Origin of the sequence: Micromonospora sp. L32 (genome assembly GCF_052068055.1) — a bacterium.
Taxonomy (GTDB): domain Bacteria; phylum Actinomycetota; class Actinomycetes; order Mycobacteriales; family Micromonosporaceae; genus Micromonospora; species Micromonospora purpureochromogenes.
Genome location: NZ_JBQHDD010000007.1, coordinates 452662 through 473865 on the forward strand (window position 1 = coordinate 452662; position 21204 = coordinate 473865).

At 73.6% G+C, this 21204-nt stretch carries 24 protein-coding genes; 17 read left to right on the plus strand and 7 right to left on the minus strand.

Annotated features, from left to right (window positions below; all coding sequences use genetic code 11):
• Window positions 1-6: 6 nt before the first annotated feature.
• The 3 genes from thrS (at window position 7) to ACTMTB_RS21655 (ending at window position 3433) form a co-directional block, all read left to right on the plus strand.
• The gene (gene thrS, locus ACTMTB_RS21645) at window positions 7-2013 is read left to right on the plus strand and encodes a threonine--tRNA ligase (protein ID WP_441148086.1); all 2007 of its coding nucleotides are present in this window, start codon (window positions 7-9) and stop codon (window positions 2011-2013) included.
• Window positions 2014-2237: 224 nt separating this feature from the next.
• A complete protein-coding gene (locus ACTMTB_RS21650) occupies window positions 2238-2750 on the plus strand; it encodes an HIT family protein (RefSeq protein WP_441148136.1) in 513 nt (170 codons plus the stop codon).
• 50 nt (window positions 2751-2800) lie between these two features.
• Entirely contained in the window at window positions 2801-3433 is a 633-nt protein-coding gene (locus tag ACTMTB_RS21655) for a CG0192-related protein (RefSeq protein WP_441148087.1), read from the plus strand.
• Between the two features lie 227 nt (window positions 3434-3660).
• Here the strand turns inward: ACTMTB_RS21655 and ACTMTB_RS21660 are convergent, their stop codons facing one another.
• Complete coding sequence (locus ACTMTB_RS21660; RefSeq protein ID WP_441148088.1) at window positions 3661-4170, minus strand: hypothetical protein; 510 nt, start codon at window positions 4168-4170, stop codon at window positions 3661-3663.
• Window positions 4171-4237: 67 nt separating this feature from the next.
• Between ACTMTB_RS21660 and ACTMTB_RS21665 the strand changes: the two genes are divergently transcribed.
• Window positions 4238-5296, plus strand: coding sequence for an aldo/keto reductase (locus ACTMTB_RS21665; protein WP_441148089.1), 1059 nt, complete (start codon window positions 4238-4240; stop codon window positions 5294-5296).
• Window positions 5297-5409: 113 nt separating this feature from the next.
• On the opposite strand, the gene ACTMTB_RS21670 is transcribed toward ACTMTB_RS21665, so the two are convergent.
• The gene (locus ACTMTB_RS21670) at window positions 5410-7572 is read right to left on the minus strand and encodes an elongation factor G-like protein EF-G2 (protein WP_441148090.1); all 2163 of its coding nucleotides are present in this window, start codon (window positions 7570-7572) and stop codon (window positions 5410-5412) included.
• Between the two features lie 252 nt (window positions 7573-7824).
• Here ACTMTB_RS21670 and pgsA point away from each other — a divergent pair, with 252 nt between their 5' ends.
• The 6 genes from pgsA (at window position 7825) to pdxT (ending at window position 12878) form a co-directional block, all read left to right on the plus strand.
• A complete protein-coding gene (pgsA, locus tag ACTMTB_RS21675; RefSeq protein ID WP_441148091.1) occupies window positions 7825-8445 on the plus strand; it encodes a phosphatidylinositol phosphate synthase in 621 nt (206 codons plus the stop codon).
• Window positions 8442-9380 (plus strand): phosphatidylinositol mannoside acyltransferase, encoded by a 939-nt coding sequence (locus ACTMTB_RS21680; RefSeq protein WP_441148092.1) that lies wholly within the window; start codon window positions 8442-8444, stop codon window positions 9378-9380. Before pgsA ends, ACTMTB_RS21680 begins: the two co-directional genes overlap by 4 nt.
• Before the next feature lie 16 nt (window positions 9381-9396).
• On the plus strand, window positions 9397-10566 hold the full coding sequence (locus ACTMTB_RS21685; protein ID WP_441148093.1) for a glycosyltransferase family 4 protein: 1170 nt from the start codon (window positions 9397-9399) through the stop codon (window positions 10564-10566).
• A 17-nt stretch (window positions 10567-10583) separates the two neighbouring features.
• Entirely contained in the window at window positions 10584-11078 is a 495-nt protein-coding gene (locus ACTMTB_RS21690; protein ID WP_211364372.1) for a hypothetical protein, read from the plus strand.
• A gap of 185 nt (window positions 11079-11263) precedes the next feature.
• Window positions 11264-12181: a pyridoxal 5'-phosphate synthase lyase subunit PdxS gene (gene pdxS, locus ACTMTB_RS21695; protein ID WP_441148094.1), complete on the plus strand. Its 918-nt coding sequence runs from the start codon at window positions 11264-11266 to the stop codon at window positions 12179-12181.
• Window positions 12182-12269: 88 nt separating this feature from the next.
• Window positions 12270-12878: a pyridoxal 5'-phosphate synthase glutaminase subunit PdxT gene (gene pdxT / locus ACTMTB_RS21700; RefSeq protein WP_154938222.1), complete on the plus strand. Its 609-nt coding sequence runs from the start codon at window positions 12270-12272 to the stop codon at window positions 12876-12878.
• Window positions 12879-12935: 57 nt separating this feature from the next.
• On the opposite strand, the gene ACTMTB_RS21705 is transcribed toward pdxT, so the two are convergent.
• Complete coding sequence (locus ACTMTB_RS21705; RefSeq protein WP_441148095.1) at window positions 12936-13787, minus strand: helix-turn-helix transcriptional regulator; 852 nt, start codon at window positions 13785-13787, stop codon at window positions 12936-12938.
• A gap of 104 nt (window positions 13788-13891) precedes the next feature.
• Here ACTMTB_RS21705 and ACTMTB_RS21710 point away from each other — a divergent pair, with 104 nt between their 5' ends.
• The 5 genes from ACTMTB_RS21710 (at window position 13892) to ACTMTB_RS21730 (ending at window position 17304) form a co-directional block, all read left to right on the plus strand.
• Window positions 13892-14551: an NADPH-dependent FMN reductase gene (locus ACTMTB_RS21710; RefSeq protein ID WP_441148096.1), complete on the plus strand. Its 660-nt coding sequence runs from the start codon at window positions 13892-13894 to the stop codon at window positions 14549-14551.
• Entirely contained in the window at window positions 14548-14850 is a 303-nt protein-coding gene (locus ACTMTB_RS21715; RefSeq protein ID WP_441148097.1) for a hypothetical protein, read from the plus strand. Before ACTMTB_RS21710 ends, ACTMTB_RS21715 begins: the two co-directional genes overlap by 4 nt.
• Window positions 14851-15082: 232 nt before the next feature.
• Window positions 15083-15835: a YebC/PmpR family DNA-binding transcriptional regulator gene (locus ACTMTB_RS21720; RefSeq protein ID WP_154938218.1), complete on the plus strand. Its 753-nt coding sequence runs from the start codon at window positions 15083-15085 to the stop codon at window positions 15833-15835.
• Between the two features lie 5 nt (window positions 15836-15840).
• On the plus strand, window positions 15841-16455 hold the full coding sequence (locus tag ACTMTB_RS21725) for a DUF402 domain-containing protein (protein WP_441148098.1): 615 nt from the start codon (window positions 15841-15843) through the stop codon (window positions 16453-16455).
• Between the two features lie 288 nt (window positions 16456-16743).
• A complete protein-coding gene (locus tag ACTMTB_RS21730) occupies window positions 16744-17304 on the plus strand; it encodes a GNAT family N-acetyltransferase (RefSeq protein ID WP_377611391.1) in 561 nt (186 codons plus the stop codon).
• Between the two features lie 3 nt (window positions 17305-17307).
• Here ACTMTB_RS21730 and ACTMTB_RS21735 read toward each other — a convergent pair whose 3' ends face one another.
• The gene (locus tag ACTMTB_RS21735) at window positions 17308-17574 is read right to left on the minus strand and encodes a hypothetical protein (RefSeq protein WP_441148099.1); all 267 of its coding nucleotides are present in this window, start codon (window positions 17572-17574) and stop codon (window positions 17308-17310) included.
• A gap of 344 nt (window positions 17575-17918) precedes the next feature.
• On the opposite strand from ACTMTB_RS21735, the gene ACTMTB_RS21740 reads away from it, so the two are divergent.
• Together ACTMTB_RS21740 and ACTMTB_RS21745 are read left to right on the plus strand one after the other, a co-directional pair.
• Window positions 17919-18722: a helix-turn-helix domain-containing protein gene (locus tag ACTMTB_RS21740; RefSeq protein WP_441148100.1), complete on the plus strand. Its 804-nt coding sequence runs from the start codon at window positions 17919-17921 to the stop codon at window positions 18720-18722.
• Window positions 18713-18925, plus strand: coding sequence for a DUF397 domain-containing protein (locus ACTMTB_RS21745; RefSeq protein WP_441148101.1), 213 nt, complete (start codon window positions 18713-18715; stop codon window positions 18923-18925). The genes ACTMTB_RS21740 and ACTMTB_RS21745 overlap by 10 nt, the downstream gene beginning before the upstream one ends.
• A gap of 62 nt (window positions 18926-18987) precedes the next feature.
• Here ACTMTB_RS21745 and ACTMTB_RS21750 read toward each other — a convergent pair whose 3' ends face one another.
• The 3 genes from ACTMTB_RS21750 to ACTMTB_RS21760 all read right to left on the minus strand — a co-directional run bounded on the left by ACTMTB_RS21750 (window position 18988) and on the right by ACTMTB_RS21760 (window position 21095).
• The gene (locus ACTMTB_RS21750) at window positions 18988-19938 is read right to left on the minus strand and encodes a permease prefix domain 1-containing protein (protein WP_441148102.1); all 951 of its coding nucleotides are present in this window, start codon (window positions 19936-19938) and stop codon (window positions 18988-18990) included.
• Window positions 19938-20276: a PadR family transcriptional regulator gene (locus ACTMTB_RS21755; RefSeq protein ID WP_441148103.1), complete on the minus strand. Its 339-nt coding sequence runs from the start codon at window positions 20274-20276 to the stop codon at window positions 19938-19940. Before ACTMTB_RS21755 ends, ACTMTB_RS21750 begins: the two co-directional genes overlap by 1 nt.
• Before the next feature lie 126 nt (window positions 20277-20402).
• On the minus strand, window positions 20403-21095 hold the full coding sequence (locus ACTMTB_RS21760; RefSeq protein ID WP_441148104.1) for a hypothetical protein: 693 nt from the start codon (window positions 21093-21095) through the stop codon (window positions 20403-20405).
• Between the last annotated feature and the right edge of the window lie 109 nt (window positions 21096-21204).

Sequence of the window (21204 nt, forward strand, 5' to 3'; positions counted from 1 at the left end):
GTCACCGTGTCCGCACCCCGTACCCCCGTCGTGGCCGACCCCGTCGTCGTCGCCGCCGGGACGACGGCGGCCGACGCGGTGGCCGCGGCCGGGCTGCCCATGGCCGGGCCGAAGGCGATCGTGGTGGTCCGCGACCCGCAGGGCGTGCTGCGCGACCTGGACTGGAAGCCGTCCGAGGAGACCAGCGTCGAGCCGGTCACCCTCGACTCGCCGGACGGGCTCAACGTGCTGCGCCACTCGACGGCGCACGTGCTCGCCCAGGCCGTGCAGGACGTCTTCCCGGAGGCCAAGCTCGGCATCGGCCCGCCCATCGAGAACGGCTTCTACTACGACTTCGCCGTCGACAAGCCGTTCCAGCCGGACGACCTGAGCAAGCTCGAGAAGCGCATGCAGGAGATCGTCAAGTCCGGCCAGCGGTTCCGCCGTCGCCGCTTCAACAGCCTCGACGAGGCGAAGGCCGAGCTGGCCGCCGAGCCGTTCAAGCTGGAGCTGATCGACGTCAAGGGGGAGGGGCTGGACTCCTCCGAGGTGATGGAGGTGGGCGGCGGCGAGCTGACCATCTACGACAACCTCGCCGCGAACGAGGACAAGGTCTGCTGGTCCGACCTGTGCCGGGGGCCGCACCTGCCCACCACCCGGCTGATCGGCGCGTTCAAGCTGATGCGTTCGGCCGCCGCGTACTGGCGGGGGTCGGAGAAGAATCCGCAGTTGCAGCGGGTGTACGGCACCGCGTGGCCGACCCGGGACGAGCTGAAGGCGTACCTGAAGCTGCTGGAGGAGGCCGCCCGGCGCGACCACCGCAAGCTCGGCGCGGACCTCGACCTGTTCAGCTTCCCCGACGAGGTCGGCTCGGGTCTGGCGGTCTTCCACCCCAAGGGCGGCATCATCCGCCGGGAGATGGAGAACTACTCGCGCCGCCGGCACGAGGCGGCCGGGTACGAGTTCGTCAACACGCCGCACATCACCAAGGCGCACCTGTTCGAGACCTCCGGGCACCTGCCCTACTACGCCGAGACGATGTTCCCGCCCATGCAGCTGGAGGGCGCGGACTACTACCTCAAGGCGATGAACTGCCCGATGCACAACCTGATCTTCCGGGCGCGCGGGCGGTCCTACCGGGAGCTGCCGCTGCGGCTGTTCGAGTTCGGCACGGTCTACCGGTACGAGAAGTCCGGCGTGGTGCACGGCCTGACCCGGGTACGCGGCCTCACCCAGGACGACTCGCACATCTACTGCACCCGTGAGCAGATGCCCGGTGAGCTGTCCACCCTGCTGTCGTTCGTGCTGGACCTGCTGCGCGACTACGGCCTGGACGACTTCTACCTGGAGTTGTCCACCCGCGACGACTCGCCCAAGTTCATCGGGTCGGACGAGGACTGGGCGGAGGCGACCGAGGCGCTGCGCACCGCCGCCGAGTCCTCCGGGCTGGACCTGGTGCCCGACCCGGGCGGCGCGGCCTTCTACGGCCCGAAGATCTCGGTGCAGGCCAAGGACGCCATCGGCCGGACCTGGCAGATGTCCACCATCCAGGTCGACTTCAACCAGCCGGAGCGCTTCGGCCTGGAGTACCAGGCGGCGGACGGCAGCCGGCAGCGGCCGGTGATGATCCACCGGGCCCTCTTCGGCTCGATCGAGCGCTTCTTCGGCGTGCTCACCGAGCACTACGCGGGCGCGTTCCCGGCCTGGCTGGCCCCGGTGCAGGTGGTCGGCATCCCGATCCGTGAGGACCACACCGACTACCTGCACGGCTTCGTCGCGGCGCTGCGCGCCGAGGGGATCCGCGCCCAGGTGGACGCGGGTGACGACCGGATGCAGAAGAAGATCCGCACCGCCCAGCAGCAGAAGATCCCGTTCATGGTGATCGCCGGCGACGACGACGTGGCCGCCGGCACGGTCTCCTTCCGCTACCGGGACGGCTCGCAGCGCAACGGCGTGCCGATGGCCGAGGCGGTCACCCACGTGCTGGACGTCGTGAGCTCCCGCTCCAACTCCGGCCCGTCCGTCAAGAGCTGACCCGCCGGCCCCACCGCAAGATCCACGCACTTTCCGAGAAAGAGTGGCTGTTCCTCGCCGGATGGCCACCCTTTCTCGGAAAGTGCGCGCGAGGGGGAGCGCGGGCCGGGGTCGGGTGGGGCGGTGGGGACGGGTGGGATCCGGTGCGGTGACCGTAGGATCGGCGTGTGACTGGGGCGGCGCGGCACTCTGACGACGGCACGGACATCACCGGCGACACCGGCCTGACGGACGGGCTGGAGCGGCTCTGGACGCCGCACCGGATGACCTACATCTCCGGCGAGGACCGTCCCGAGGGCGGCTACGACAAGCCCACCGGCTGCCCGTTCTGCCTGGCCCCCGGCCTGCCCGAGGGGGAGAGCCTGGTCGTGGCGCGCGGGGAGCACGTCTTCGCGGTGCTCAACCTCTATCCGTACAACCCGGGGCACCTGCTGGTCTGCCCGTACCGGCACGTCGCCGACTACACCGACCTGGACCCGGCGGAGACCATCGAGCTGGGCGTGTACACCCAGACCGCGATGCGGGTGGTCCGCACGGTCAGCAACGCGCACGGGTTCAACCTCGGCATGAACCAGGGCGGCGTCGCCGGCGCCGGCATCGCCGCCCACCTGCACCAGCACGTGGTGCCGCGCTGGGGCGGTGACGCGAACTTCATGCCGGTGATCGGCCGGACGAAGGTCCTGCCGCAGCTGCTGGCCGACACCCGCGACCTGTTCGCCAAGGCCTGGCCGGCCTGACCCCCGCGCCGAGCCGGCTCGCGCGGCCGGCCGGGCATACGATCTTGTGCATGGCCCTGCTGCACCGCGCCACGCTGCGCCCCACGAAGCTGGAACTGCTCACCGAATGGCTGCCCGGCCAAGGCTGGTACGACGGACCCGCCGGCGTCGAGGTGGTGCGCGTCGCGGGCTACCGGTTCGACGACCCGGCCGGGGAGGTCGGCATCGAGACCCTGCTCGTCCGGGCCGGTGACGGGCCGGTCCACCAGGTCCCGCTCACCTACCGGGGCGCGCCGCTCGACGGCGCCGACGACCGACTGGTCGGCACCACGGCGCACTCGGTGCTCGGCCGGCGCTGGGTCTACGACGCCTGCGGCGACCCGGTCTACGCCGCCGCGCTGGCCGCCGCGATCCTCACCGGATCCGGCCAGGCCCAGGAGTACGTCGAGGTCGACGGCGGGCAGGAGCGGCGGGCGCCGACGATGGCCATCGACAGCAGCGGGGCCGACGACGCCGGGCTGCCCGAGGTGGGTACGCCCCGCCGGGTGGTGGACGCCGACCCGACGCTGATCGTCACCGACACCGTCGAGCTGGCGGTCGTCCGCCGGCTCGACCGCGGCACCTCGCCGGCCGGTGCCGTGCTGACCGGCAGCTGGGAGGGCCAGCCGACCCCGTTGCCGCTCGCCTCCGCGATCCGGCGCTGACGGCCGCCGCGCGTCTCCGCGTTCGGGCGCCGGCGGCCGCCGCGCGTCTCCGCGTTCGGGCGCCGGCGGCCGCCGCTCGTCTCCGCGTTCGGGCGCCGGCGGCCGCCGCGCGTCTCCGCGCTCCGGCGCTGACGGCTGGCTCCTGTCCGCCCCAGCGCTGACGGCCGCCGGCCGCGCGCCGGGCCGTACCGCCATCGGGTGCGCGGCGGATGGCGGGTGTCGCGGGGTCAGCGCCGGTCGGCGGTGCCCTCCCCGGCGTCCGCGGAGATCCGCGCCACCAGCGCCGGCCAGCTCTCAACCCGGTGCACCCCGGCCAGGTGGGCGCGGTACGCGGCGACCTCGTCCTCCCGGGGCCGCATCAGGTACCGGTGCGGCACCGTGTCGAGATAGCCCAGCACCTCCAGCCGGTCGTCGACGAAGTGGGTCAGCCCGAGCTGCGCGGCGATCGGCCCCTTCTCCGGCCGGGTACGGCAGAAGCGCAGCCGCTCCGGGCCGATCCCGGTACGGGCGTGGAAGTCGTGGTGGGCCAGCCAGTCCCGGGTCCGCTGCTCGGTCGGCTCGGCGCACTTCGACACCACGTACACCTCGTCGAAGCGGGGGACCAGCGCGGCCAGTGCCCCGAACACCCCGTCCAGCGGGGGTGTGCGCAGGTAGTTGTCTCCGAAGAACGAGGTGTCCTCGTTCCCGTCGCTCAGCTCGATGATCACACCGCCGACGTCCACGCCCAGCCGTCCCATGGGGTCGATCCTGCACGACAGGTGACGTTCCCGCCCGTCTGTCGGTTTGAGGTGGCAGGATGCGGCGATGGCAGTGACGACGCGGACGTTGGGCCGCAGCGGCATCGAGGTCAGCGCCCTCGGCATGGGGTGCTGGGCGATCGGTGGCCCCTGGGCCGAGGGCGCCCGGCCGCTGGGCTGGGGCAGGGTCGACGACGAGGAGTCGGTCCGGGCCGTACGGCGTGCGCTGGACCTCGGCGTGACCCTCTTCGACACCGCCGACACGTACGGGGCCGGGCACGGCGAGCGGGTCCTCGGCCGGGCGCTCGCCGGTCGGCGGGACGAGGCCGTGATCGCCACCAAGTGGGGCTACACCTTCGACGAGCAGACCCGCCAGGCCACCGGTGAGGACCCGTCCCCGGCGTACCTGCGCCGGGCGGTCACCGACTCACTGCGCCGGCTGGACACCGACCGGATCGACCTCTACCAGCTGCACCTGGGCGACCTGCCGCTGCCCCGGGTGGAGGCGCTGCTCGGCACGCTGGAGGACCTGGTCGGCGAGGGACTCGTCCGCGCGTACGGCTGGAGCACCGACCGGGCCGACCGGGCGGCGGCCTTCGCCGAGGCGGCCCCGCACGCCACCGCCGTGCAGCACACCCTCTCCGTGCTCCGGGACACCCCGGTGATGCTGGCCGTCTGCGACAAGCACGACCTGGCCAGCGTCAACCGGGGCCCGCTCGGGATGGGGCTGCTCACCGGCAAGTACACCGCGGCGTCCACGCTGCCCCGCGACGACGTACGCGGCGTCGCCCCGACCTGGCTGGAGTGGTTCCGCGGCGGGCGCCCGGCGCCGGAGTGGCTGCGCCGGGTCGCGGCGGTACGTGGCGCGCTCACCGCGGACGGGCGCACCCTCAGCCAGGGCGCGCTGGGCTGGATCTGGGCCCGCAGCGCCCGGACGGTGCCGATCCCCGGCTGCCGGACGGTCGCCCAGGTCGAGGAGAACGCCGCCGCGCTGCGCCTCGGCCCGCTCGCCCCGGACCACTTCGCCGAGGTCGAACGTCAGCTCGCCGCCCTGCGCACCGCCGCCCTGCGCGACGCCGACCGCCCCCACTGGCCGATGCCCCCCATCCCCACCGCCCGCCCCTGACCCCTCCGCCGCCCCCACGATCCGCGCTTTCAGAGAAAGCGTGGCTGTCCAGCGGGGAATGGGCACTCCTTCTCTGAAGGTGCGCGGCGCAGGGGCCCGGGGGAGGGAGCGGGTCAGGTGCGGGTGGTGTGTTCCTTGCGGGCCTGGTCGGCCAGGTGGGCGGGCATGGGCTCGTAGCGGGCGAAGTCGCGGGTGAAGGTGCCCGTGCCATGGGTCATCGAGCGGAGTTCGACCGCGTAGCGGAGCAGTTCGGTGGCGGGCACCTCGGCGCGGACCAGGGTGCGCCCGTCGGCGTCCGGGTCGGGCTCGGTGCCGAGCACCCGGCCGCGCCGGCTGGACAGGTCACCCATCACCGCGCCGACGGAGCCGTCGGGCACCCGGATGACCACCTCGTCCACCGGCTCCAGCAGCGCCGGCTGCCCCTTCTCGGCGGCGTCGCGCAGCGCCAGCGCGCCGGCGGTCTGGAAGGCCGCGTCGGAGGAGTCGACGCTGTGCGCCTTGCCGTCGACGAGGGTGACCCGCAGGTCCACCACCGGGTAGCCGGCCACCAGGCCGCGTTCCATCTGCGCCCGCACGCCCTTCTCCACCGACGGGATGTAGTTGTGCGGGACCGCCCCGCCGACCACCCGGTCGACGAACTCGAAGCCTCCGCCGCGCGGCAGCGGCTCCACCTCGATGTCGCAGACGGCGTACTGGCCGTGGCCGCCGGACTGCTTGACGTGCCGGCCGTGGCCCCGGCCACCGACGGTCAGCGTCTCGCGCAGCGCCACCCGTACCGGCTCGGTCTCCAGCTCCACGCCGCCGCTGCGCAGCCGGTCGAGGACCACGTCGGCGTGCGCCTCGCCCATGCACCAGAGCACCAGCTGGTGGGTCTCCGGGTTGCGCTCCAGGCGCAGCGTCGGGTCGCCGGCGACCAGCCGGCCCAGGTTGCGGGCCAGGGCGTCCTCGTCGGCCCGGCTCTTCGCCACGATCGCCACCGGCAGCAGCGGCTCGGGCATCGCCCAGGGGGCGACGAGCAGCGGCTCCTCCTTGGCGGAGATGGTGTCGCCGGTCTCCGCGCTGCCCGACTTGGTGATCGCGCAGAGGTCGCCGGCCACGCAGGTGGTCACCTCGCGCAGCGTCGCGCCCAGCGGGGTGTAGATGTGCCCGACCCGCTCGTCGGCGTCGTGGTCGGGGTGCCCGCGTTCGGCCATGCCGTGCCCGGAGACGTGCACCACCTGGTCGGGGCGGAGCGTGCCGGAGAAGACCCGCACCAGCGAGACCCGGCCGACGTGCCGGTCGACGGTCGTCTTGACCACCTCGGCGACCAGCGGACCGTCCGGGTCGCAGCTCAGCGGCGGCCGGGGCGAGCCGTCCACGCCGGTGACCGCGGGCACCTCGTGCTCCAGCGGGGACGGGAAGGCGGCGACCAGGCCGTCCAGCAGCGCGTCCAGGCCTACGCCGGTCTCCGCGCAGACCGGCACCACCGGGTAGAAGTGGCCCCGGGCGACCGCCTTCTCGAGGTCGGTGATCAGCACCTCGGTGTCGATCTCCTCGCCGCCGAGGTAGCGGTCCATCAGGGTCTCGTCCTCGCTCTCGGCGATGACCCCCTCGATCAGCTCGTTGCGGGACTCCAGGATCGCCGGCAGGTGCTCCGGGTCCGGCTCGCGCACGGCGGCGGGCAGCCCGGCGGAGTAGTCGAAGACCCGGCGGGTGATCAGGCCCATCAGGCCGACCACCGACACGCCGTCGTCGCCGAGCATCGGCAGGTAGAGCGGGAGCACGTTGTCGCCGAACACCCGCTGGCACAGCGCCACCGCCTCGTCGAAGTCGGCGCGCGGGTGGTCCAGCCGGGAGACCGCGACGGCCCGCGGCATGTCCACCGCGGCGCACTCCTCCCACAGGGCGGCGGTGGCCATGTCCATCCCGTCGGCCGCGGAGACCACGAACAGCGCGGCGTCGGCGGCCCGCAGGCCGGCCCGCAGCTCGCCGACGAAGTCGCCGTACCCCGGGGTGTCCAGCAGGTTGACCTTGACGCCCTGGTGCATGAGCGGCGCGCAGGCCAGGCTCACCGAGCGCTGTTGGCGTACCGCCGCCGGGTCGTGGTCGCAGACGGTGGTGCCGTCGGTGACGCTGCCGGCCCGGCCGATCGTGCCGGTGGCCGCGAGCAGCGCCTCGACCAGGGTCGTCTTGCCCGCCCCGGAGTGCCCGACGAGCACCACGTTGCGAACCCTGCTGGGCTCGGTCACCACCGGCGCCGCGCCGGTGACACCCTTCTCCTGGTTCTTCTGCGCCATCGCGGCGCACCTCCCTCAGCGTGGTTGGTGGCGACCGCCGCGCGCGACGGGGAAGCGGGCCCGGGCGGGTGCCGCGGCGATATCCTCCGGTGCTCTCCTGGACGACGGGTATTCAGCCGGGTGGGCCGGTGAGCTGGCTCACCCCCCACACCCGATCTCACACCCGTTACCGACCCGACACAAGCCTGCGCCACGCGGGTCGGACGACCGGCTGTGTCGCCGACCGCTGCCGGCCGATATCGTGGGACCGCCATGGCGAAGATCTTCCAAGTGACGGCCCGCGCGGGGATGACCCGTGTCGTGGAGCCGGTCGCGCGCGGCCTGCTCCGCGCCGGCGTGTCCCCCAACGCGGTCACCGTGACCGGCACCCTCGGCGTGCTCGTCGGCGCCCTCGGCTTCGGCGCCCGGGGTGACCTGGTCGCCGGCGCCCTCATCGTGACGTTCTTCGCGCTCACCGACCTGCTCGACGGGACGATGGCCCGGATGAGCGGCGGTGCCACCCGGTTCGGGGCGTTCCTCGACTCGAGCATGGACCGGATCGCCGACAGCGCCGTCTTCGGCGCGGTGGCGTACTGGCTGGCCACCGAGCACGACTACTCCGGGGTGGCCGCGGCGCTGCTCTGCCTGGCCGCCGGCAGCCTGGTCTCCTACGTCAAGGCCCGCGCCGAGGGGCTCGGCATGACCGCCAACGTGGGCATCGCCGAGCGCACCGAGCGACTGCTGATCGTCGGGGTGGGCGGCCTGCTGACCGGGCTCGGCGTGGACCGCGCCCTGGAGGTCGCGCTCTGGCTGCTCGCCGCCGTCTCGATCTTCACGGTGGGGCAGCGCATGGCGCACGTGTACCGGCAGGCCCAGCTGGTCGGCAAGGAGTGAACCTCACCGAGCTCGGCTACGTCGCCGGCTGGCGCCTGGCCCGCGCGCTGCCCCGGCCCGTGGTGGCCGCGGCCTTCGCCGCGGGCGCGGACCGCGCCCACCGCCGAGGCGGCCCGGGTACGGCCCGACTGCGCGCCAACCTGCGCCGGGTGGTCGGCCCCGACCTGCCCGAGGCGGAGCTGGACGCGCTGGTCCGGCGCGGCATGCGCTCGTACGCCCGGTACTGGATGGAGGCGTTCCGGCTGCCGGCGCTGAGCGGTGCGCAGATCCTCGCCGGGTTCCGGCTGGACCCGGCCGGGGTGGACCTGCTCGCCGCCGACGTGGCCGCCGGCCGGGGCGCGGTGGTCGCCCTGCCGCACGCCGGCAACTGGGACGCCGCGGGCGCCTGGGTCGCCGCCACCGGCTGGCCGATCACCACCGTCGCCGAGCGGCTCAAGCCCGAGGCGGTCTACGAGCGCTTCCTCGCCTTCCGGCAGGGCCTGGGCATGGAGATCCTGCCCACCCACGGCGGCGACCGGCCCGCCTTCGACGTGCTGGTGGACCGGGTCCGCGCCGGTACGGTGGTGCCGCTGCTGGCCGATCGGGACCTCTCCGCCCGGGGGGTGGAGGTCGACTTCTTCGGCGGCCGGACCCGGATGCCGGCCGGCCCCGCGCTGCTGGCGGTCCGCACCGGCGCCCCGCTCTACGTCGCGTCGATGTGGTACGAACCGGACGCCGCGTGCGCTTCGCTCGAGGGTCCGCTGCCGCTGCCGGACCCGGACTCGGCGCCGTTGGACCAGCGGGTCCGGTTGCTGACCCAGCGGATTGCCGACGCTCTGGCGGCGGGCATCGCCCGGCATCCGGAAGACTGGCACATGTTGCAGCGGATGTGGGTGGAGCAGCGGAGCACGGACAGCGGCGCGACACCACCCGCGCCGGTCACCGGCCAGGCCTGACGGGAAGGGCGCCTACGTGCGGATCGGCATCGTGTGCCCGTACTCCTTCGACGTACCCGGTGGGGTGCAGAACCACGTCATGGACCTCGCCGAGGCGCTGATCGGGCTCGGTCACGAGGTGAGCGTGCTCGCCCCGGCCGACGAGGAGTCGGCGCTGCCGCCGTACGTGGTCTCGGCGGGGCGCGCCGTGCCGCTGCCGTACAACGGGTCGGTGGCCCGGATCGCGTTCGGCCCGGTCTCCACCGCCCGGGTGCGCCGCTGGCTCACCCGGGGCGACTTCGACGTGCTGCACGTGCACGAGCCGCTGACGCTGAGCCTGTCGATGCTGGCGGTGCTCTCCGCGAACGGCCCGGTGGTGGCGACCTTCCACACCGCGATGACCCGGTCCCGGGTGCTCGCCGCCGCGCAGGGCGTCCTGCAGATCGTGCTGGAGCGGATCACCGCCCGGATCGCGGTCAGCGCCCTGGCCCGCAAGGTCCAGGTCGAGCACATGGACGGCGGCGCGGTGGAGATCCCCAACGGGGTCGCGGTGGCGAAGTTCGCCGGCGTCGAGCCGCTGCCCGGCTGGCCGGGGGAGTGCGCGCCGGGCACCGGCGGCACGCTCGGCTTCCTCGGCCGCTTCACCGAGGCCCGCAAGGGGTTCCCGATCCTGCGCGACGCCTTCGTCGCGCTGGCGCCGCACCGGCCCGGCCTGCGCCTGCTGGTGGCCGGTCCCGGTGACCCGGACGACCTGTTCGGGCGGTTCCCGGCCGAGCTGCGCGACCGGGTGACCTTCCTCGGCATGGTGCCGGAGGAGGAGAAGGCCCGGATGCTGCGCAGCGTGCACCTCTACGTCGCCCCGAACACCGGCGGGGAGTCGTTCGGGATGATCCTCACCGAGGCGCTGGCCGCCGGCACCACGGTGGTCGCCAGTGACCTCGACGCGTTCCGCCGGGTGCTCGACGGCGGGCGGGCCGGCCGGCTCTTCCCGACCGGGGACGCGGCCGCGCTGCGTACCGCCCTGGCCGACCTGCTCGACGACCCGCAGGGCCGGGCCGCGCTGACCGCCTGCGGCGACGAGGTGGTGGCGCACTACGACTGGCCGGTGATCGCCCGCCGGGTCCTGGAGGTCTACGCCGCGGCCATCGAGGCCACCGACGGCCGGGTCATCGACCAGGAATGGGTGGGGCTGGGCGGGGCGGTGTGAGCACTACGATGCCGCACATGTGGTGGGTGGTGGGCGCGACGGTGGTCGTCGCCCTGGTCGCGGCGTACCTGGTCTGGACGGCCGGCCGGGTCGAGCGGCTGCAGTCCCGGGCGGAGTCCGCGGCCCGGGCCCTCGACGCGCACCTGCTGCGCCGGGCGGCCGCCGCCGCGGTGCTGGCCGAGCGGCGCTACGGCGTCGAGCTGTACGCGGCGGCGCGGATCGCGCTGGACGCCCCGCCGGAGGAGCGGGAGGCCGCCGAGAACGACCTGACCCGGCAGTTGCGCACGGTGCGGCTGGACCCGGCCGACCCGGTCTGCGAGGCGGTGATCGCCGCCAGCCGGCGGCTGGCGCTGGCCCGGCAGGTGCACACCGACCTGGTCCGCGACGCCCGGGCGGCGCGCAGCCGGCCGTTGGTGCGGCTGTGCCGGATGGGGCGCCGACACCCGTGGCCCCGCTACTTCGACGTCGACGACCCGACGCTCGTGGTCGCCGCCGAGGCTCCCGCGAGCTGACGTCGGCTTTCGGCACCGCTGGTGCCGACTGCCGGGTTTGGCGGCGGTCGGCCGCGTGTCCGGTTCCGGGTGACGGCAGCCACAGTGCAGGCCACCAGGGGTCTGATTGGCTGTCGGACCGGCGTTGAACCCGCCGTAGCATCAGCCGTAGCCACCCCCCGAGCAGGTCCGAGGAGCGATAACCCGTGCCCGAAACCACCTCCCAGAACGCCGGCGCCACCTCCCTCGTCGGCACCGCCCGCGTCAAGCGCGGCATGGCCGAGATGCTCAAGGGCGGCGTGATCATGGACGTGGTCACCCCCGAGCAGGCCAAGATCGCCGAGGACGCCGGCGCCGTCGCCGTGATGGCGCTGGAGCGCGTGCCCGCCGACATCCGCGCCCAGGGCGGGGTGTCCCGGATGAGCGACCCGGACATGATCGACGGCATCATCAACGCCGTCTCCATCCCGGTCATGGCCAAGGCCCGGATCGGTCACTTCGTCGAGGCGCAGATCCTGCAGTCCCTCGGCGTCGACTACGTCGACGAGTCCGAGGTGCTCACCCCGGCCGACTACGCCAACCACATCGACAAGTGGGCCTTCACCGTCCCCTTCGTCTGCGGCGCGACCAACCTCGGCGAGGCGCTGCGCCGGATCACCGAGGGCGCGGCCATGATCCGCTCCAAGGGCGAGGCCGGCACCGGTGACGTCTCCAACGCCACCATGCACATGCGCAAGATCCGGCAGGAGATCGCCCGGCTCAGCTCGCTGCCGGCCGACGAGCTGTTCGTCGCCGCCAAGGAGCTCCAGGCCCCGTACGAGCTGGTCAAGGAGGTCGCCGAGACCGGCAAGCTGCCGGTGGTGCTCTTCACCGCCGGTGGTATCGCCACCCCGGCCGACGCCGCGATGATGATGCAGCTGGGCGCCGAGGGCGTCTTCGTCGGCTCCGGCATCTTCAAGTCCGGCAACCCGGCCCAGCGCGCCGCCGCGATCGTCAAGGCCACCACCTTCCACGACGACCCCGACGTGCTGGCCAAGGTCTCCCGCGGCCTCGGCGAGGCGATGGTCGGCATCAACGTCGACGAGATCCCGCAGCCGCACCGGCTGGCCGAGCGCGGTTGGTGAGCAGGTTCCGGCGTACGCCGGGACCGGGAACGCACGGCGGGCCGGCGCGCCGGCCCGCCGTCGCGCAGGAACCAGAAGGAGCGCTCAGATGAGCGACGCACCCGTCATCGGTGTGCTCGCCCTGCAGGGAGACGTCCGCGAGCATGTCGCGGCCCTGGCCGGGGCCGGCGCGGACGCCCGCCCGGTACGCCGTGCACAGGAGCTGGATGCGGTCGACGGGCTGGTCATTCCCGGCGGCGAGTCCACCACGATCAGCAAGCTGGCCGACATCTTCGAGATGCGCGAGCCGATCGACAAGCGGATCGCCGGTGGCATGCCGGTCTACGGGTCCTGCGCCGGCATGATCATGCTGGCCACCGAGGTCCTGGACGGCCGGCCCGACCAGCGCGGCTTCGCCGGCATCGAGATGACCGTGCGGCGCAACGCGTTCGGCCGGCAGGTCGACTCGTTCGAGGCGCCGGTGGAGATCGCCGGGGTCGCCGGCGAGCCGTTCCACGCGGTCTTCATCCGGGCCCCGTGGGTCGAGCGGGTCGGCGACGGCGTCGAGGTGCTCGGCACGGTCACCCAGGGCCCCACGGCCGGGCGGATCGTGGCGGTCCGGCAGGGAAACCTGCTGGCCACCTCGTTCCACCCCGAGCTGACCGGCGACCTGCGCGTGCACGCGTACTTCGTGGAGCTGGTGCGGGCCGCCCGCTGACCGGTCCCGACGGACGGCCGACGGGGTTCCGCCGACCGGAGGTGCCGTCTTCGAACCTCAGCCGGCCACCGACCGCAGGTGCCCCGGCAGGCGGCCCTGCAGCCGGTCCAACCCGGCCGCCGTGGCCGCGTCGGCGGGCAGGTGGACGACGAGACGCTGGTGGTCGCTGTCGGCGAACTCCAGCGTCTCGTACGTCAGTCGCAGCAGCCCCACCTCCGGATGCCGCAGACCCCGTACGCCGGTGACCGGCGCGGTCACCGGCCGCCGCTGCCACCGCTGCGTGAAGGGCGCGCCGACCGTGCGGGCGAGCCGCTCGGCGAAGTCGTCGGTGGCCCGGTCGCCCTGGCGCAGCCGGTGCAGCTCGGCGACCTGGTCGTCGGCCAGCTGCGCCCAGTCCGGGAAGTGGTCGCGGGCGCGCTCATCGGACAGCACGAACCACACCAGGTTGGGGCGGTGGCCGTCGAACAGGCCCAGGGGGCGGGCCAGCCGGTCGAACGGATCGTTCCAGGCCAGCATGTCGCCGAGCCGGTTGAGCACGTACGCGGGGGAGTCCCGCAGCGCGTCGAGCACCGCGCGGACGGTCGGGCGGACCGTGCGGGAGACCGCTGGCCGCTCGCCAGGGCACAGACTGCGACTGTGGTTCGCCGCCGCCAGCTGCCGCAGGTGCTCGCGGTCGGCGTCGTCGAGCAGCAGGGCGTCGGCGAGCGCGGCGAGGATCTCGGGCGACGGCCGGGTGTCGCGGCCCTGTTCCAGGCGGGTCAGGTACTCGATGCTGACCTGGGCAAGCGTTGCCAGTTCGGCCCGGCGCAGCCCGGGCGTGCGCCGTCGGGCGCCGGTGGCGAGGCCGACCTGGGCTGGCTGCACGGCCTCTCGGCGGCTGCGCAGGAACGCGCCCAACTCTCCGTCCATCACCGAGCCAGTCTGACAGCGTCCCGCGGAGCCTGGGTGGCCCTGTCGGGGCCACTCTCGCGGCGGCCTCCCCCCGCCGACGGGTCGGCCGCAGGCTCGTCGGCATGGAGAAAACACAGACGACAGGGCCGGTCCGGATCGGCCTGATCGTGGGAAGCACCCGTCCCGGCCGGCGCGGCGCGGCGGTCGCCGGGTGGGTCGGGGAGGTGGCGGCGCGGCACGACGCGGTGCGCGCCGGCACCGCCGTCGTCGAGGTGCTGGACCTGGCGGAGCAGGCCCTGCCGCTGCTCGACGAGCCGGTGCCGGCGATGTTCGGCGACTACCGCAATCCGCACACGCGTCGCTGGTCCGTCGCGGTTGCGGCCTGCGACGCGTTCGTGTTCGTGACGCCGGAGTACAACCACTCGGTCCCCGCCGCGGTGAAGAACGCTGTCGACTACCTGTTCGTCGAGTGGAACGGCAAGCCGGCCGGGGTGCTCAGCTACGGCGTGCAGGGCGGCAACCGGGCCGGCGAGCACCTGCGGCAGATCCTGGCCGAGGTTCGGGCGGTGGTCGTGCCCGCGGTGGCCTCCCTGACCGTCTTCACCGACTTCGACTTCTCCGGGTCGGATCCGGGCGACCCGACGGCACCGGGGCGGATCGCGCCGGCCGCCGGGCGGGCGGCTGACGTGTCGGCGATGCTGACGGAGATCGTCATGCGGGCGCGCGAGCCGCGCTCGGGCGACCCGGTGGCGGCGGACGGAAGCCCGGAGCGGGTCCGGTGAGCATGGAAACCATCCTCATCCGCTACCGGGTCCGTGCCGAGCACCTGTCGGAGCACCTGCTCCTGCTCCGGGCCGTCCACGAGGAGGTGGCCCGGGTCCGGCCGGCCGGGCTGCGGTACGTGACGCTTCAGCTGGACGACGAGCGGAGTTTCGTGGACATCGCCATGGCACCCGAGCTGCCGGGGCCGTTGCCGGGGCTGGAGTCGTTCCGCCGCTACCGGCCCGGGCTGGAGAACCGGTGCGAGGAGCGGTCCACATCCGGGTTCACCGTGCTGGGTTCGTACGGCTTCGGACCCTGACCAGGCCAGCCGTTTCGTCCCGTCCGTCCCGTTCCGGGCGGGCGGGGCGGCCGGCGGCGCGCGGCGCGGTGACAGCGGGCCGCCGGGCGTCGGTAGGATTGCCGAGATTCGGCAGGGCCATCTGCCCGCCACGGCTTCCACCAGGGCTGACCGGCACCTCCGCGTGCGCCGGCGGGAGCGGGGGCGCGTGCGGTGCGGTCGATGCGACGGCGGGTAGCAACGGAGGTAACAGATGTCCGGCCACTCAAAGTGGGCGACGACCAAGCACAAGAAGGCGGTCATCGACGCCAAGCGCGGCAAGATGTTCGCCAAGCTGATCAAGAACGTCGAGGTCGCGGCGCGCACCGGCGGCGGCGACCCGGCCGGTAACCCGACGCTCTACGACGCCATCCAGAAGGCCAAGAAGAACTCGGTACCGAACGACAACATCGACCGCGCGGTCAAGCGGGGCTCCGGCCTGGAGGCCGGCGGCGCCGACTGGCAGACGATCATGTACGAGGGCTACGGCCCGAACGGCGTGGCGATGCTCATCGAGTGCCTGACCGACAACCGCAACCGGGCCGCCACCGAGGTCCGCACCGCCCTGACCCGCAACGGCGGCTCGCTCGCCGACGCCGGCTCGGTGTCGTACATGTTCTCCCGCAAGGGCGTGGTGATCGTCCCCAAGGCCGGCACCACCGAGGACGACATCATGATGGCCGTGCTCGACGCGGGCGCGGAGGAGGTCAACGACCTCGGCGAGGCGTACGAGGTGGTCTCCGAGCCGACCGACCTGATTCCGGTCCGCACCGCCCTGCAGGACGCCGGGATCGAGTACGAGTCGGCCGAGTCCTCGCTGATCCCCAGCGTCAACGTGCCGCTGGACGCCGACGGCGCGCGCAAGGTCTTCAAGCTGATCGACGTGCTGGAGGACTGCGACGACGTGCAGAACGTCTACGCCAACTTCGACGTCTCCGACGACGTCATGGCCGCGGTCGACGCCTGACCCCGGTGACCGGACGGCGATTCCCGCCGGGCGACGTGGTCGTCCGGCGGGAGGTGCTGCGCGGCGAGGTCTGGTTCGGCTGCCCGACCATCTGCGTCGAGGACTCCGCCGACCTGCTCGCGCTCTACCTGCCGCCGGGGGCCGAGTTCGGCTTCCCGGAGGGCGGCACCTTCCCGTGTGGACGGCACCCCTGGCAGACGGCCGGCCACACGGCCTGGTCCGGGCACGGCAAGCTGATGCTCCAGCGCCCGGGTGAGGCGCACTCGGTGGACGTCTTCTGGTCCGGCGAGGACCGCGCCTTCGCCGGTTGGTACTTCAACCTCCAGGACCCGTTCCGGCGTACCCCGATCGGGGTGGACACCCTCGACCACGAGCTGGACCTGTGGTGGCCGGCGGGCGCCGACCGGTACGTCTGGAAGGACGTGGAGATGTTCGCCCAGCGCCTCACCGAGGGGCGCTACCCGGGCATGGCCGACGTCATCCGCGGGGAGGGGGACCGGATCGCCGCCCTGCTCGACGCGGGCCGGCGCTGGTGGGACGAGGGCTGGGCCGACTGGCGCCCGGACCCGTCCTGGGCGGCGCCGCGCCTGCCGGCCGGCTGGGACACCGTCCCCTGCTGATCTCGGTCGGAGTCGCTTTCCGGGCGTCGTCGGCTGACCGCCGGATGTCCTCGGCGGGCCCTTTCGAGCTGATGTCGTGAACGACTCACCCTGGTACCCGGCCGGCAACCGGTGGGTCCGGCGTCGACCGGACGGCGTGCCCACGGCCGTACCGCGACCGTCACCGGGCCCGCGCGGGTGAACCCTTCACGCCGTCGCCTCCGCAGCTGCGGAGAGAGCGCCCGGTCGGGAACGCACCGTCACGAAACTGGGCTGACCGCGGCGCACACGCCGCCGTAGCCTGCCGGAATGCTCGTTCCCGACCTTCCCGTCCGCACCGCACGCCTCGACCTGCGCCTGTTCACCGCCGACGACTTCGACGCCCTGCACGCCTACCAGTCCCGTCCCGACGTCACCCGCTACCTCTACTTCGGTCCCAACGACGAGGCCGCCAGCCGGGAGGCGCTGGCCCGCAAGCGGGCGCGCGTCGCGCTGCGCGAGCCGGGCGACGTGTTGAACCTGGCCATGGTGCGGCGGGAGACCGGTGAGGTGGTCGGGGACGTGCTGCTGACCTGGACGAGCGCCGAGCACCGGCAGGGCGAGATCGGGTACGTGCTGCATCCGGACCACGCTGGTCGCGGGTATGCCACCGAGGCGTCCCGGGAGATGCTGCGGCTCGGCTTCGACCGGCTGGGCCTGCATCGGATCGTCGGCCGGCTGGACGCCCGCAACACCGCCTCGGCCCGGGTGCTGGAGCGGCTCGGCATGCGCCGTGAGGCGCACCTGCGGGAGAACGAGTTCGTCAAGGGCGAGTGGTGCGACGAGCTGGTCTACGCGCTGCTGGCCCGGGACTGGCGGGCCGCCCGCTGACCGTCAGCGCGACGCTCGCCACGGGCGGGTCCAGCCGACGAAGCGGGCGAAGAGTTCCGCCGGGTCGGCCGGTCGGGGGTGCAGCCGCAGCCAGTCGCCGGCCGCGTCGTGCAGCAGCCCGCAGAGGTGGACCGAGAGCGCGACCGGGTCGTCGGCGTACTCGATCCGCAGGCCCAGCTTCGCGGCCGGGCACGGCCAGGGCGCCGCGCAGACCCGGCACCGCCACGCGGGCCGGGCGGCGACGTGCCGGCGTAGGTCCGCGACGGACACCGGCCTCATCCCGACCGACGCCGGCCGGTGGACCGGCGGACGACGCAGCGGTACGCCACCGGCCTCGGCGGCGGCTCCGCCACGGGTACCGGGGCATGCCGGTCCGGGCAGCGCCAGCGCAGGCCGCAGACGCAGTACCGGCCCCAGCGGGACCAGTCGCGGCGGTGTCGCGGTGCCAGGGGTACGGGCTTCATCCGGGCCTCCTCCGTCGTGCCTGTTCACACTCTGCTGTGGACACGACTACGGTCGGAAGGGATCCGGGCCCCACCCGTCGCCTGTGCCGACATCGTCCCGACGGGGTGGTGGGGCCTGGCGGCGGTGGACCGGTGTGTGGCGGAGGTGTGATGACCGGTCAGGTTTCGACCCTGGAGTTCCTCGGCGACGAACTGCGGCGGGTCCGCAAGGAGCGCGGGCTGAGCCAGGAGGAGTTGGCGCAGCGGATCAACTACTCGTCCTCGCTGATCGGCATGGTGGAGATCGGGCACCGCACGCCCTCGCAGGACTTCGTCGGGCGGGTCGACGCGGCGTTGCAGGCCGGCGGGTTCTTCGCGCGGCTGCTGGCGCTGGTGCGCGCGGACGCCGCGCCGCCCTGGTTCCGTGAGTGGATCTCGGTGGAGGCCGAGGCGACGCTGATCCGCTGGTTCGAGCCGTCGCTCATCCCGGGCCTGTTGCAGACCGAGGAGTACGCCCGCGCGGTGCTCTCCGGCGGCGGCATGCTGCGGGAGGTCGAGATCGAGCAGCGGCTCACCTCCCGGCTGGCCCGCCAGGCGGTGCTGGCCAGGGACGCCCCGCCCGAGGTCGTCTTCGTCGTCGACGAGGCGGCGCTGCGCCGACGGATCGGTGGTCCGGCGGTGATGGCGGAGCAGTTCGCGCACCTGCTGCGGGTCACCGAACTGCCGCACGTCGACCTGCTCGTCGTGCCCGTCGACGCCGGCATGCACGCCGGGCTGGCCGGCGCATTCATCCTGGCCCGGACCCCGGAGGGCGGCGAGGTGGCCCACCTGGACACCCCGCTGCGCGCGCACCTGAGCGACCGCTCAGACGACGTTGATAGCCTTCAACGTAGGTGGGAGAGTCTGCGGGGCGAGGCGCTGCCCCGCCGGGCGTCCCAGCAGCTGATTCGGGAGGTGGCGGAGTCGTGGACCTGACCGGTGCCGTCTGGCGCAAGTCCACCCGCAGCGACAACGGTGGTGCAACCTGCGTCGAGGTGGCGACGAACCTGCCCGGCGTGGTCGGCGTACGGGACAGCAAGGACCGGCAGGGTCCGGTGCTGGCCTTCGGCCCCGCGGCGTGGACCGGCTTCCTCGCCGCGGCCACCGCCGGCACCCTGCGACCCGGCGGCGACCGGTAGCCCCGCGGACGTGCCGCGGCCCGGCACCCCCGTGCGTGCCGGGCCGCGACGGTCGCTGCGGCTCAGTGCCGGTTGCGGTACGCCTTGACCACGCTGTCGACGATGTCCCAGAGCACGACCAGGATCGTGCCGACCACCGCCACGGTCGCCACCGTGTCCAGGTTGTCGCCTCGCCCGAGCCACTCGAAGCGTGCCACGAACTCGGGGTTGAGCAGCCGGTCGGTCAGCAGCAGCCAGGCCACCGGCACCGCGAACGCCAGGTCCAGCACCGCGTTGACCGTGACCAGCGGCCAGGTCCAGCCCCCGGCCCGGTACTTGGCGATCTCCAGGGCCACGGTGGCGACCAGCACGGCGATCAGGAACGGCAGCCAGAAGCTCCACAGCGCCGGGTCGAGGATCGGCAGGTTGCCGCCGTCCTCGGCGGGGACGAACGAGTGGAAGTGCTGCATCGGGAGGTACGCGATGACCAGCACGAGCCAGCCGATCGCGGCGACGACGTCGGGCAGCGTGATCTGCCGGTCGGTCCGGTCCTCGGGGAGTTGGTCGACGCTCCACGCCGGCAGGTCCAGCGAGGCGTTGGTCCGCTCGAGCACCGCGAAGACCAGCGTGACCCAGAAGGCGATCTGGACCACCACCTGGAGGGCTGCGGCGATACCGGCGCCGACCGCGCCGCCCGGATTCTCCCCGTCGGTCGCCTCCACCAGGCCGACCACGACGCCGACCAGAGCCGGTACGAAGGAGAGCAGCAGCTTCAGCAGCCGCTGCCAGACCAGATAGTAGGCGGGGCCGATGAGCTGCAACCGGCGGTCGGCGTAGCGGGCGGCGAGCTGCTCCGGGTTTCCGAGCTCGGTGAGCACCTCCCGCTCGGCCATGGCGGCGTCCTGCCCGCCTCCCGTCCGGTCGTCGATCATGTCCTCGATGGAGGCGCGCAGCTCGGTGGCGATCTCCGCCCGGCGTGGTGCGGGCACGGCCCGCAGGGTGGCGGCGACGTAACGGTCGGTCAGGGAACTCATCAATCCACTCCTTCGATCAGCCCGGCGACGGAGGTCTGCACGGCGGCGAGGTCGTCGAGGAGTCGGCGCAGCACGGCCTCGCCCTCCTCGCTGGTGCGGTAGAACTTGCGCGGGCGACTCTCCTCGGTGTTCCACTCGCTGGTCAGCAGGCCCTGCTCCTCCAGTCGGCGCAGCAGGGGGTAGAGCGTGTTGGCGTCGACCGGGAAGCCGTGCGCGGCCAGCCGTTGCAGCAGCGCGTAGCCGTAGTCGGGGTGCCGCAGGGCGACCAGGCTCGCCACCACCACCGTGCCGCGGCGCAACTCCTGGAGATGGGTCCGCAGGATCTCCTCGCTAACCATGCGTCACACCATACTGTGTGCCACACAGTGTTGTCGAGCCCAATACTGTCGTGCCGGAGGGGAACGATGTGTCGCTCCGCCGACAAGGGGCGCCGGCGGGATGCCGGCGCCCCTCGGTGCGGTCGTTCAGCAGGACTGGCCCTGCCGGAAGCCGCGCTCGACGAAGTCCGCGCGCCCGGCCTCGAACCAGCCGACGCCGGGGCGGATCGGGTGTCCGGTGAACAGCTCCACCCGGCTGCCGAACCGGACCAGGTACGCCGTAGCGTCGCCGGCGTCGTTGCTGATCAGCTCACCGCGCCGGCCGTAGATCTCCTCCAGTTCGGCGAAGGACATGCCGACGCTCGCTCCGGCCGGCGAGCGGGGCGGCGCGGTGGCGGTGCCGACCGCGACCAGCCGCCCGTCCCGGAAGGCGAGCATGATCTTCCCGGCCCAGTCGCCGGTGACGCCGGCGTGGACCACGCCGGCGCAGCCGGCGGCCGTCCAGTCGATCAGGCCGTCGGCCGAGAGGCGGGTCAGGCTCGCGCCGATCCGGAACGGTCCGGCGCCCCGGACGCTGAGCAGGTCGACCGGACCAGCGACCTGGACGATCGTGGCCTGGGCGGGACGACGCCGCTCGGCGAGGTCGGCGGACGCGACGGCGACGGCGGCCGGGGCCCCGGCGGCGGTGCCGGAGCGGGTCGGAGCGGCGGCGGCGGTGCCGGGGCGCACGGCGGTCGGAGCGTCGGCGGCGGGCCGCGCGGCGGCCGGGCCGGCCAGCGCGGGTACGACGGCGCAGAGGGCCAGCGCGCCGGTGAGGACGGTGGACGACAGACGGTTCATGGCGGAACTCCTTCGTGGGTGGTGCTGTCCTGTCGTCTTGTTCGTCTCCCCGCTCGCCACATCGGTTCGTCGGGTTTCCGACCGGGCCGCACTGGGTCGGGCGGACCCC

Coding starts and splice junctions, on each gene's coding strand:
- ACTMTB_RS21655 (WP_441148087.1), top strand. CDS start 2,801: ATGGCCCTGCTGCACCGCGCCACGCTGCGCCCCACGAAGCTGGAACTG.
- ACTMTB_RS21660 (WP_441148088.1), bottom strand. CDS start 4,170: ATGGGACGGCTGGGCGTGGACGTCGGCGGTGTGATCATCGAGCTGAGC.
- ACTMTB_RS21665 (WP_441148089.1), top strand. CDS start 4,238: ATGGCAGTGACGACGCGGACGTTGGGCCGCAGCGGCATCGAGGTCAGC.
- ACTMTB_RS21670 (WP_441148090.1), bottom strand. CDS start 7,572: ATGGCGCAGAAGAACCAGGAGAAGGGTGTCACCGGCGCGGCGCCGGTG.
- pgsA (WP_441148091.1), top strand. CDS start 7,825: ATGGCGAAGATCTTCCAAGTGACGGCCCGCGCGGGGATGACCCGTGTC.
- ACTMTB_RS21690 (WP_211364372.1), top strand. CDS start 10,584: ATGTGGTGGGTGGTGGGCGCGACGGTGGTCGTCGCCCTGGTCGCGGCG.
- pdxT (WP_154938222.1), top strand. CDS start 12,270: ATGAGCGACGCACCCGTCATCGGTGTGCTCGCCCTGCAGGGAGACGTC.
- ACTMTB_RS21705 (WP_441148095.1), bottom strand. CDS start 13,787: ATGGACGGAGAGTTGGGCGCGTTCCTGCGCAGCCGCCGAGAGGCCGTG.
- ACTMTB_RS21710 (WP_441148096.1), top strand. CDS start 13,892: ATGGAGAAAACACAGACGACAGGGCCGGTCCGGATCGGCCTGATCGTG.
- ACTMTB_RS21720 (WP_154938218.1), top strand. CDS start 15,083: ATGTCCGGCCACTCAAAGTGGGCGACGACCAAGCACAAGAAGGCGGTC.
- ACTMTB_RS21730 (WP_377611391.1), top strand. CDS start 16,744: ATGCTCGTTCCCGACCTTCCCGTCCGCACCGCACGCCTCGACCTGCGC.
- ACTMTB_RS21740 (WP_441148100.1), top strand. CDS start 17,919: ATGACCGGTCAGGTTTCGACCCTGGAGTTCCTCGGCGACGAACTGCGG.
- ACTMTB_RS21750 (WP_441148102.1), bottom strand. CDS start 19,938: ATGAGTTCCCTGACCGACCGTTACGTCGCCGCCACCCTGCGGGCCGTG.
- ACTMTB_RS21755 (WP_441148103.1), bottom strand. CDS start 20,276: ATGGTTAGCGAGGAGATCCTGCGGACCCATCTCCAGGAGTTGCGCCGC.
- ACTMTB_RS21760 (WP_441148104.1), bottom strand. CDS start 21,095: ATGAACCGTCTGTCGTCCACCGTCCTCACCGGCGCGCTGGCCCTCTGC.